At 43.5% G+C, this 11,392-nt stretch carries 8 protein-coding genes; 6 read left to right on the forward strand and 2 right to left on the reverse strand.

Annotation, left to right across the window (positions count from 1 at the left end):
* Positions 1-142 precede the first annotated feature (142 nt).
* Complete coding sequence (locus tag QVP90_RS01280; RefSeq protein ID WP_005927108.1) at positions 143-961, forward strand: 1-acyl-sn-glycerol-3-phosphate acyltransferase; 819 nt, start codon at positions 143-145, stop codon at positions 959-961.
* A gap of 34 nt (positions 962-995) precedes the next feature.
* Positions 996-1,994 (forward strand): GNAT family N-acetyltransferase, encoded by a 999-nt coding sequence (locus tag QVP90_RS01285; protein ID WP_005927104.1) that lies wholly within the window; start codon positions 996-998, stop codon positions 1,992-1,994.
* Here QVP90_RS01285 and QVP90_RS01290 read toward each other — a convergent pair.
* On the reverse strand, positions 1,966-3,291 hold the full coding sequence (locus QVP90_RS01290; protein WP_021935471.1) for a deoxyguanosinetriphosphate triphosphohydrolase: 1,326 nt from the start codon (positions 3,289-3,291) through the stop codon (positions 1,966-1,968). The two genes, QVP90_RS01285 and QVP90_RS01290, sit on opposite strands and share 29 nt — an antisense overlap.
* Positions 3,292-3,432: 141 nt before the next feature.
* Here QVP90_RS01290 and dut point away from each other — a divergent pair, with 141 nt between their 5' ends.
* From dut to QVP90_RS01310, 4 genes are all read left to right on the forward strand, one after another.
* Positions 3,433-3,867: a dUTP diphosphatase gene (gene dut, locus QVP90_RS01295; RefSeq protein WP_005927097.1), complete on the forward strand. Its 435-nt coding sequence runs from the start codon at positions 3,433-3,435 to the stop codon at positions 3,865-3,867.
* A 146-nt stretch (positions 3,868-4,013) separates the two neighbouring features.
* Complete coding sequence (locus QVP90_RS01300) at positions 4,014-5,765, forward strand: tetratricopeptide repeat protein (protein ID WP_130058164.1); 1,752 nt, start codon at positions 4,014-4,016, stop codon at positions 5,763-5,765.
* The gene (locus QVP90_RS01305) at positions 5,762-6,322 is read left to right on the forward strand and encodes a DUF4292 domain-containing protein (protein ID WP_021935473.1); all 561 of its coding nucleotides are present in this window, start codon (positions 5,762-5,764) and stop codon (positions 6,320-6,322) included. The genes QVP90_RS01300 and QVP90_RS01305 overlap by 4 nt, the downstream gene beginning before the upstream one ends.
* The gene (locus QVP90_RS01310; protein ID WP_021935474.1) at positions 6,319-7,626 is read left to right on the forward strand and encodes a murein hydrolase activator EnvC family protein; all 1,308 of its coding nucleotides are present in this window, start codon (positions 6,319-6,321) and stop codon (positions 7,624-7,626) included. The genes QVP90_RS01305 and QVP90_RS01310 overlap by 4 nt, the downstream gene beginning before the upstream one ends.
* A gap of 110 nt (positions 7,627-7,736) precedes the next feature.
* Here the strand turns inward: QVP90_RS01310 and QVP90_RS01315 are convergent, their stop codons facing one another.
* Positions 7,737-11,354: a glycoside hydrolase family 38 C-terminal domain-containing protein gene (locus QVP90_RS01315; protein ID WP_021935475.1), complete on the reverse strand. Its 3,618-nt coding sequence runs from the start codon at positions 11,352-11,354 to the stop codon at positions 7,737-7,739.
* Between the last annotated feature and the right edge of the window lie 38 nt (positions 11,355-11,392).

Consider the following 11,392-nt stretch of genomic DNA (forward strand, 5'->3'; position numbering starts at 1 on the left):
ATTGATAGTTTTCAGGTCATTTTTGATAGTTTTCGGGCGTTATTTTTTCGCATTGCAAACCTTGATCCAGCATTTTCTGCCAAATTATTGCAATTAATAGAAAAGAACAATTAATTTTGCACAATCATTTTATCTATAACGAATGACTGACGACTCTTTGTTTTTAATAGATATCGATAAGATACTTCGGGCAAAAGCTCCGAAGCGGTATAAATATATCCCTAAATTTCTGATTTCTTATTTGAAGAAAATCGTGCATCAAGAGGAGATCAATGTCTTTCTTCAAGAGTCAAAAGACAAGTTAGGTGTTGACTTTTTAGAAGCTTCGCTTGATTTTCTGGATGCCAAGGTAGAAGTAAGGGGAGAAGAAAACTTACCTAAAGAGGGATTATATACGTTTGTATCGAATCATCCACTGGGCGGACAGGATGGAGTGGCTTTGGGCTATGTTCTCGGTAAATTCTACAATGGAAAGGTGAAATATCTGGTCAATGATTTATTAATGAATCTCAGAGGACTGGCACCGCTTTGTATTCCTATCAATAAGACCGGGAAACAGGCAAAAGATTTTCCGAAGATGGTGGAAGCGGGATTTAAATCGGATGACCAGTTGATTATGTTTCCTGCAGGACTTTGTTCGCGGCGTCGGAACGGAGTGATTCGTGACTTGGAGTGGAAAAAGACATTTATAGTAAAGAGTGTGCAGGCTCAGCGCGATGTGGTACCTGTACATTTCGGAGGACGGAACTCCGATTTCTTTTATAATCTGGCCAATATATGCAAGGCATTGGGTATTAAATTTAACATTGCCATGCTTTATCTGGCGGATGAAATGTTTAAAAACCGTCATAAGACATTTACAGTCACTTTTGGAAAACCGATTCCTTGGCAGACATTTGATAAATCGAAAACACCGGCGCAATGGGCGGAATACGTGAAGGACATCGTATATAAACTGTAAGAAGAGAAAAAGAACAATTACACTAACGAGGAATATGGAAGAGATTATTAAACCGATAAGCAAAGAGCTACTAAAAGCGGAATTGACAGAGGATAAACGGTTACGCATGACCAATAAAAGTAATAATCAGATTTATATTATTACTGCTCAGAATGCTCCGAATGTAATGAAAGAAATCGGCCGTTTGCGTGAAATAGCTTTTCGTGCTGCCGGAGGTGGTACAGGCCTTTCCATGGATATTGATGAATACGATACAATGGAGAATCCTTATAAGCAACTCATTGTATGGAATCCTGAAGCGGAAGAAATATTGGGAGGATATCGTTATCTGTTAGGCACGGATGTACGGTTTGATGAAAAGGGAGCGCCGATACTGGCAACATCCCATATGTTCAATTTCTCGGAAAAGTTCCTTAAAGAATATTTGCCTACTACCATCGAACTGGGACGTTCGTTCGTTACGCTGGAATATCAGTCTACCCGTGCCGGAAGCAAAGGCTTGTTTGCTTTGGATAATTTATGGGATGGTTTGGGAGCGTTGACTGTGGTAATGCCCAATGTGAAGTATTTCTTTGGGAAAGTGACGATGTATCCGAGTTACCACCGCCAAGGACGCGATATGATTCTTTATTTCCTGAAGAAGCATTTCGGTGATAAGGACAAGCTGATTACTCCGATGCAGCCGTTGGTTATGGAGACGGAAGAAAAGGAACTCGCAGGGATCTTTAGTAAAGACTCGTTTAAGGATGATTATAAAATATTGAATTGTGAAATCCGCAAGTTGGGTTATAATATCCCGCCATTAGTCAATGCATATATGAGTTTGAGCCCTACCATGCGTATGTTCGGTACCGCTATCAATTATGAATTCGGTGACGTGGAAGAAACCGGTATATTGATAGCAGTAGACGAGATCCTTGAGGATAAACGTATGCGTCACATCCAATCGTTCATTGAGAATCATCCCGACGAATGTAAATTGACCTCTGGGGTTAATAAAGTATTTACACCGCAGGAAGACTGTTGCCGTTAATTTTGCGGTAAAGGTCTAAAGCAAAGACATCGGTCATTCCCGAAATATAATCAAGTACCGCCTGTACTCTTTCATAGAGTACGGGCGATTTTATGTTGTATTGCCCGGATACGCGGTTGATGAGAAGTTGCGAGTATGCTTTGTCCGGGGAGGTGACGGCATTGATCATCAACTCCAATAATGTGCTGATAACCCGGAAACCGGCAAGTTCGATGTCGAGCACATCGCGTGACCGGTAGATTTTTGCAAACGAAATCTCCGAACAGCGTCTATAAGCCTGTGCCGGTCTTTCCGATATTCTTTTTATAAGAGGATTTTCAAATGTTCCGGACAATATTTCGGATTCGTGTTCGAGGAATACCTTAGTACACTCTTTTATCAATAATCCGATGACGGAAGAACGCAAGTAGGCAATTTGTTCGTTGTTGTCGCTGACGATATGGAAGGTCTTGCGGATATGTTCTTTTCGCTCATCACTGAAGTAGGCCAGAAGTAATTCTTTTGTCTCATCGGTGGTCAGAATCTTTAATTTGTGGGCATCCTCGATATCCATCATTTGATAACAGATATCATCTGCCGCTTCTACCAGATATACCAATGGATGTCGGACATATTTTAAAGGATGAGCGTTGAGCTGTATTAAGCCCAATTCTGTGGCTATGCGCCGGAATCCTTCCTCTTCACTGGTGAAAAAACCGAACTTGGATTTATTTCCTGCAAGACTCGATGAAAAGGGGTATTTTACGATTGAAGCAAGGGTAGAATAGGTCATTGCGAATCCTCCTTTCCGCCGTCCTTCGAATTGGTGTGTAAGCAATCTGAATGCGTTGGCATTTCCCTCAAAATGTGTCAAATCATCCCATTCCACCGGGGAGATTTGCTCATTCAGGAACTGCCCTTTTCCTTCGGAGAAGAAAGTAGAAATCGCTTTTTCCCCGGAATGGCCGAAAGGGGGATTGCCCAAATCGTGTGCAAGACAAGCGGCGGATACGATAGAACCTATTTCCGGCAGGAACGAATCGTACAGTTCCGGCTGGCGGGTAAGTATTGCTTTGGATACATCATTACCCAACGAACGGCCAACGCACGAAACCTCCAGACTGTGCGTTAAACGATTGTGGACAAAGATACTGCCGGGCAGAGGAAATACCTGTGTCTTATTTTGCAGACGGCGGAAAGGGGCCGAAAAAACAAGCCGGTCATAATCCCTTTGAAATTCCGAGCGGTTTTCTTGTCTGTCTTCATGGAATTCTTCCATTCCGAAACGTTTTGCTGAGATCAGTTTCCTCCAATCCATCTTTTTATTTACTATTTGACGGTTTACAATTTACTATTTGGCGATGTCTTGTTCTGTTTTCGCACATTATTTAACTGCAAATGTACGGAAATTCGATACAAATTATGTATTTTCGCCCGTTAAATAGTAAACATGCTGAATATGAACGTGAAAGTTATCAATAAATCGAAGCACCCGCTTCCGGCTTATGCCACCGGACTCTCTGCTGGAATGGATATTAGAGCAAATCTGTCGGAACCGCTTACACTGGCTCCCATGCAACGTTGTCTTGTGCCGACCGGCTTGTACATTGCGCTTCCTGAAGGCTTTGAGGCACAGATACGTCCCCGTAGCGGTTTGGCTTTAAAGAAAGGTATTACTGTCTTGAATTCTCCGGGTACTATAGATGCGGATTATCGCGGAGAAGTTTGCATCATTTTAGTAAATCTTTCCACTGAGACGTTTGTTATTGAAGATGGCGAACGGATTGCACAAATGGTGATTGCCCGTCACGAGCAGGCTGTATGGCAGGAAGTGGATGTCTTGAATGAGACAGAACGTGGTGCCGGTGGTTTCGGGCATACAGGTAGAGAGTAGTGTGTAGTAGTCAAGTAGTTAAGTAGTCAAGTAGTAAGTAGCGGATAGTATTGACTACTTGCTACTTGACTACTTAACTACTTGACTACTACACACTACTCACATACTTACTCCTAAATTATTAAATAACAAATTACGAAAAACGAATGAAAATAAGATTGTTACTCCTTTTGACATTGGTAGGGATGTTGATCTCTTGTGGCTCTTCGCGCAGGATTGGAAAGGCGGATGTTGCCGGAACCCGGCAGCGGATAACGCTTTCACCTGAGCAACAACGCAAATACGACTATTTCTTCCTTGAAGCCACCCGGTTGAAAGTAAAAAAGGAGTATGATGCTGCGTTTGATTTACTGAAACATTGCTTGACTATCGATCCTTATGCCGCTTCGGCACTTTATGAGATTTCTCAATATTATATGTTTCTTAAGCAGGTGCCGCAGGGACAGGCTGCTTTGGAAGCGGCAGTAGAGAACGCACCTGATAATTATTGGTACAATCAGGCACTTGCCAGCCTTTATCAGCAACAGGATGAGAAAGAGAAGGCAATAGATATACTTGAAGCAATGGCAGTCCGTTTTCCTGCGAAGAAAGATGCCTTGTTTGCTCTGATCGATTTATACAACCAGAAGCAAGATTATGGAAAAGTGATCGAAACACTGGATCGTCTGGAAGAGAAGCTCGGAAAAAACGAGCAGCTTACGATGGAGAAGTTTCGTATTTATTTGCAAATGAAGGATGATAAGAGCGCTTTCCGTGAAATAGAAGGGTTGGTGAAAGAATACCCAATGGATATGCGTTATCAGGTGATTTTGGGTGATGTATATATGCAAAATGGTAAACAGCAAGAAGCCTATGATATTTATCAAAAAGTGCTTGCTTCCGAGCCGGATAACGTTATGGCCCGTTTTTCTCTTGCATCTTATTATGAGCAGACGGGGCAAAAGGATTTGTACAGGCAACAAATCGATTCGCTACTGCTGAATAAGAAAGTGCCGGCAGATACAAAACTGAATGTGATGCGTCAGATCATTGCGCAGAATGAACAGGCAGAAGCGGACAGTACGGATGTAATTTCGCTTTTCGACCGGATTCTTCAGCAGGATACGGAAGATGATCAGATTCCGATGTTATATTCTCAATATCTTTGGGCTAAAAATTTGAAGGAAGCTTCCGTACCGGTGTTGGAACGGGTTGTTCAGATCGATCCCACTAATAAGGCTGCCCGTTTGATGCTTTTGGAGATAGCCGTACAAAAGAGTGATTTTGACCAGGTGATAAAAATCTGCGAACCGGGTATCGAAGCAACTCCCGATGCGCTTGAGTTCTATTTTTATCTGGCCATTGCCTATAACCAGGCGGAGCGTCATGATGAGGCGCTTGCCATCTGCCGGAAAGCTTTGGAGAATGCTACACCGGACAGTAAAAAAGAGGTCTTGTCTGATTTCTATTCTATCATGGGTGATATTTATCATACCAAAAAGCAGATGGCAGATGCATACAATGCATACGATTCCGCGTTGGTTTACAATCCGTCCAATATAGGTGCTTTGAATAATTATGCTTACTATCTGTCGGTAGAACGGCGTGATCTTGACAAGGCCGAGGAAATGAGTTATAAGACGGTAAAAGCCGAACCTGATAATGCTACTTTTCTTGATACGTATGCCTGGATACTGTTTGAAAAGGGGAATTATGCCGAGGCGCGTATCTACATTGATAATGCGATGAAAAGCGATCAGGAAAAAAGTGATGTCATCGTAGAGCATTGTGGTGATATTTATTATATGACCGGTGATGTGGATGGGGCTTTGAAATATTGGCAGCAAGCTCTGGATATGGGTAGCCAGTCGAAAACGTTGAAAGAAAAGATAAAGAAGAAGAAATATATTGCGGAATGAGGAAGATTCTATATTTGTTGCTGCTAATGGTTGGGTTGGCCGGTTGCCGCAGTTCAAAGCAGGCTGCTGGCATAGCTGTTCCCGAAACAGCACACTATTTGTCGTCAAGGCTTCAACTGACTATACCTTCCGGAGCAAATGGGAGTATAACTACCGGAGGGACGATGAAAATGAAGGGAGGCGAGCGTGTGCAACTCTCCATTCTTATGCCTATTTTACGTACAGAGATAGCCCGTTTGGAGATAACTCCCGATGAAATTCTGCTTGTCGACCGAATGAATAAGCGTTATGTTCGTGCTTCGCGTAGCGAATTGAATGATATTCTACCCAAAGAGGCCCGATTTTCCAAATTGGAGAAACTGCTTTTGGATGCTTCATTGCCTGAAGGGAAATCAGAATTGAGTGGTAAAGAATTAGGAATACCTTCCTTGGAAAAAGCGAAAGTACGGTTGTACGATTTTTCATCCAAAGAGTTTGTAATGACTCCTACGGAGATTTCCGACAGATATACTCAAGTGCCGCTTACGGAATTGTTAAATATGCTGACTAAGTTATGATAAAACGCATCTTTGTATTATTGGCATGTATCTTTTTGGGGGCTGTTTCGCTTTCTGCCCAAAGCAGTAAGTTGATCAAAGAGCTGGAAAGCAAACGTGGCGAATTGCAGAAGCAAATTGCCGATACGGAGTCATTGTTGAAAAATACAAAGAAAGACGTAGGCAGTCAGTTAAATAGTCTTGCTTTGCTGACCGGGCAGATTGAAGAACGTAAACGCTACATTCTTGCCATCAACAATGATGTGGAAGCCCTTGAACGAGAATTGAATGCATTGGAGCGTCAGCTTCGTACGTTGCAGCGTGATTTGCAGGATAAGAAAAAGAAATATGAATCGTCTGTGCAATACCTGTACCGGAATAAGTCGGTTGAAGAAAAACTGATGTTTATTTTTTCGGCCAAAAGTTTGGGACAGACTTATCGCCGGCTTCGTTATGTACGTGAATATGCCACTTATCAACGGCTTCAGGGAGAAGAAATATTGAAGAAGCAAGAGCAGATTAAAAAGAAAAGGGCCGAGTTGCAACAGGTCAAGAAGGCTAAAGAGAATCTGTTGAAGGACCGCGAACTGGAGAAACAGAAACTCGAAAGCCAAGAGAAAGAGAAACGTGCATTGGTTACCAGCCTGCAAAAAAAGCAGAAGGGGCTTCAGAATGAAGTAAGCAAGAAAAGACGTGAAGCCAATCAGCTTAATGCCCGTATCGATAAGCTGATAGCCGAAGAGATAGAACGTGCCCGGAAGCGTGCTGCCGAAGAGGCTCGCCGGGAGGCTGCGGCTCGTAAGAAAGCGGAAAGCAAGGAGGGTAAATCGTCTTCCGCTTCAAGAGGAACGACGAAGAAAGCCGCTCCTTTGGAAGCTTATAGCATGAGTAAGGCCGATCGTGAGTTATCCGGTAATTTTGCCGGTAATCGTGGTAAATTGCCCATGCCTATTTCCGGCCCTTATATTATTACCAGTCATTATGGACAGTATGCTGTCGAAGGATTGCGGAATGTAAAGTTGGATAATAAAGGAATCGATATTCAAGGAAAGCCGGGAGCGCAGGCAAGGGCTATATTTGACGGTAAGGTGGCTGCCGTTTTCCAACTGAATGGACTATTTAATGTTCTGATCCGTCACGGCAATTATATCTCAGTTTATTGTAACCTGTCTTCCGCGTCTGTTAAGTCGGGAGATACAGTGAAAACCAAGCAGGCTATCGGGCAGGTCTTTTCGGATGCTACTGATAACGGACGTACCGTGTTGCATTTCCAATTGAGAAAAGAAAAGGAAAAGTTGAATCCGGAACCTTGGCTGAATCGGTGACCGGATGTAGGGGCGTAATTAGGATGATAATGAAAATGTGCCAATTAGTAATGTAGTCAGATCTGTTTGCATACTAATTGGCACATTGATTACCGGTCTCTTGTCAATTCTTATTTGTATACTTCGAATTCGTAGATACGAGCATCTTTACCTTCGGCGTCTTGTACCGGGTTAGTTACTAAAAGGCGGATATAACGTGCCTGCGCGGGTTGGGGTAGTTGGCGCTCCACTTTATTGCGACTGTTGCCGTCAATCCGGTCCAGGGTCTTCCATTCTTCATCCGGATGATTCTTTCCTTGCAGGAAACATCCTTTTGTCACATAACTATGACTTTCTTCTCCGGCGTTGATTAGTTTCCAGCCACTGATGTGCTGCTGTTTACCTAAGTCGAAATCTACGTAATTCGGGGTCATACCGGTATCACACCATTTGGTATCCTTGTTGCCGTCAATCATGTATTCCGGCTTTTCATATGGGTTGGCATATCCCGAATATGACAGGATTTCGGCAGTCTTAAGCAGATTCTCTTTATTGGGATTATCATCAGTAGGGACACCGGTGTGGTTTCCTTTAATGGCTGTACGGAATAACCTGGATGCAGCAGTTACTTCCGGCAGGTTCTCGTTTGCCAATGTAGCAGCGAATAAGACGATCTTATCATTTTTTGGCAGGATAATGCTCGTAGCACTTTTGGGAATATTGATACCGAACTTAAACATATAGGTGAATTCATAGGGGTGGTCTTCACCGGAAGAATGCCGATGGGTACCTACATAAGCAATTTCTGCATCTTTCAGATACCCCTTCGTATGATTGGTGTGTCCCCATTGGCCGATGAAACCTGTATACGACGGTATGACAAGTTCTGTTTTGCTTTTTCCGCAGCAGAATGTAGCGGCACAGTCGTTGTCTGATGCGGAGGCAGCCAGGAAGTATAGGCGTGTATATGTATTTCCGGATGGCAGGAGAATCGTATCTCCTTTGCAGGTCATGCCGTTAAAACTGTCTTTCTCTCCTAAATGGAAAGGTACCTGATTGATAAAAATTGAATCCGGCAGTAACTCGGCTGCATATGAATATCCTGATTCAAAATTAGCCTCTCCTCGGAATTCATTGAACGAGGCACATTTCCGGTCATAGTTCAGCGAAAGGTTGGCATATTCTGACCGGTAATCCGGTTGCATTGACTTCTTTAAGCGTACTTTGAATGTTTGGATAGAGTAAGGTTTAATATGGATCTGCAATTGGTTGCTATTAAAGGTTGCGTTGCCGATGTTTTTTTCGGTACCGTCGGCTTCGTTGGCGCTGAGAATATCTCCGGCAAATGACAAGGTTGCTTGTTGGATGCTTTTCCCTCCGGTTTCATATACACGTATTACGTACTCGTCCGAACTTTCCGCTTTTTTAATTGCTTTGATAATTACATTACGGTTGTTGGAAGTAACGAAAGAGAATTCTTTACCCAATGTTCCTTTATGCTTGTCGGTTTGGAAGGCCTTCAGGCGTTGGTTCATGAGTTCTGCTTTCTCTACGGTACTTGTGTGATCTAATGCTCCGGAATGACCGATGAGGCTGTAAGTGAAACAGTGGTGGCCATAGTCCTGACGGTCTTGATAAGCATAATTATGGGTTGTTCCCGGTGTATGGAGCAGTGTCAGGCGCAGGGTATGGTCGTTCGGTTTGTCCCAACCATATTTGCTGTCGTTCAGGAACGACACACCATAACTGTTGTCCCGGTGAGTCAGGTCTGCCCAGTAATGTGCATACACTTCATAAGCGGTGTCGGTATTGTTGCCTCGTTTCACACTTCCGATCCCCAAATCATAGGTTGCTTCCCGGTTTTCCACGTTTAAGGGAAATTCTGCTTTTAATAAAGCATTGGTCGATTGCCAGTCTACTTCATTGTAAAAGTCGATCCGTTCGGCACGGCTGCCTTCATAAAGCCGTATATATTGCTTGAAGACCGATTCTCCATGAGTTTTCTCAATGCAGAGCGTTTTACGGAGATTGCCGTTTTCAATTTGTGATATTTTCACATTTCCAGTGATGGAAATCGGCTCCCTGTCAATGGTTTCTTTGATGATTTCCCAAGCAGGCCAAGGGTGTGATTCATTTTCAGTAAAGAGTGCCAGGCGAATTACCTTTCCCTGCTTTACCAATTCTTTGTGGTTGATCTTGTCAAGGAGTGAGCATATGTCTCCATTCTCATCCAATGTTATTTTGTAAATAGAGTTTTCGATTGTGTGATTGGCTACGTCAACCGGGTTGTTTGTACTGCCCGAAGTGCGGATATCATATACGGCATAGCCGGTGGCCGGTACGGAAGCGTCTATCAGCAGTTGTGCTTTTCCGTCAGCATAGTTCAGCAATTGTGCTGCTACCTTTTTCCCGTTCATGTCGTAAACAGTAATACCTTTCGGAGCCGATGGTAAGGTGATTTCCACTTCTGCTATATCCTGTACCGGGAATCCCAATGCATTGTATAATATCACGGGCGTTCCTTTGACGCGTGTATCCATTTGACCGGCAATGGAACGAATGGAGGAAGTGAGGACATTTGAAAACTGTTTGAGAGAAATTAACTCGTCATTCCAGGAAAATTCGTATGCTCGTGGAATACTCGTACCTGTCAGGTCATCATGGAATTGGTGATAGATGAAACGTTTCCAGGCTTCGGAAAGGGTAGAACCGGGATAACTTGCCTGGTTCAGCCATTCAGCCGTTACGGCCGCTCTTTCTGCTGCATCACCCATAAGCTCGTTTTGACGGTTGTATAGTTTCATGGCTGCCTGTGATGTGTAACATCCTGTTCCATGCACATCCATTAATAATTCTCCGTTGAATACGGGTAATTCCGGATGGTTATCATAAGGCTGGAAGTCTTTGAACAACTGGTCGCTGGTTGCGCTGATCACTTTGAGGGGGCCGTCACCTTTGATGCCTTTCTCAACGGAACGTACCGAACCGATTGTTGGCGAACCGCCTATGTCTCCGGTACCATAATAACGATATACCATGTTGAGGGGAGTGCGTGTTGTCAGTTCAAGCAGTTGTTTGTTTTCCGACAGATCTTCATCGTCCCATCTTTTTCCGTAATCATATCCGTGGGCAAACATGATGGAAGCGCCATCTATCCCTTTCCATAACCCGATGGTAAATGGATATTTGTTTTTACCGTGGAAAGGTTTGTTACGCCAATCCAATTTTTGTGATGAGAAGCCGATCAATCCACAATGGGCGGCAATGGTCGGTAGCGTCCAGCCGAAACCGAAGCAGTCCGGTAAAAAAATGTCGGTACTTTCAACACCGAATTCTTGCCGGTAATATTCCTGTCCGAGCATAATGTTACGGATAACTGATTCTGTAGATGGTACAAGAACATCGTTGGCATCCCAACTGGCACCACTGATGTGCCAGCGCCCTTCTCGGATGTACTTTTTCATTTCTTCGTATTGTGCCGGATAATATTCTTTCATCCAGGCATATTTCACCCCTCCTTCAAAGTTGAAGATGTAGTCGGGATATTGCTTCAGTAGAAGAAGGTTCTGACTGATGGTGTTCCATACATGGTGTTTGATGGTGGTTTGCACATCCCAGTTCCATTGAGTGTCAAGATGCGCATCTGCAACCACGTAGGCTTTAGGCTTTTTTTCCGGCTGCGTATTTTGTGCGTAGGAACCGCCGCATAGCAGTAGAGCCGTTGCCATTAAGGCAATGTGTCTTTTCATTTTGGTCTGTTTTATAGTTTATATATTTCTTGGTTAAT

The organism is Bacteroides sp. CAG:189, from assembly GCF_000432295.1.
GTDB classification, from domain to species: Bacteria; Bacteroidota; Bacteroidia; order Bacteroidales; family Bacteroidaceae; genus Bacteroides; species Bacteroides salyersiae.

Coding starts and splice junctions, on each gene's coding strand:
- QVP90_RS01305 (WP_021935473.1), top strand. CDS start 5,762: ATGAGGAAGATTCTATATTTGTTGCTGCTAATGGTTGGGTTGGCCGGT.
- QVP90_RS01280 (WP_005927108.1), top strand. CDS start 143: ATGACTGACGACTCTTTGTTTTTAATAGATATCGATAAGATACTTCGG.
- QVP90_RS01315 (WP_021935475.1), bottom strand. CDS start 11,354: ATGAAAAGACACATTGCCTTAATGGCAACGGCTCTACTGCTATGCGGC.
- QVP90_RS01300 (WP_130058164.1), top strand. CDS start 4,014: ATGAAAATAAGATTGTTACTCCTTTTGACATTGGTAGGGATGTTGATC.
- dut (WP_005927097.1), top strand. CDS start 3,433: ATGAACGTGAAAGTTATCAATAAATCGAAGCACCCGCTTCCGGCTTAT.
- QVP90_RS01285 (WP_005927104.1), top strand. CDS start 996: ATGGAAGAGATTATTAAACCGATAAGCAAAGAGCTACTAAAAGCGGAA.
- QVP90_RS01290 (WP_021935471.1), bottom strand. CDS start 3,291: ATGGATTGGAGGAAACTGATCTCAGCAAAACGTTTCGGAATGGAAGAA.
- QVP90_RS01310 (WP_021935474.1), top strand. CDS start 6,319: ATGATAAAACGCATCTTTGTATTATTGGCATGTATCTTTTTGGGGGCT.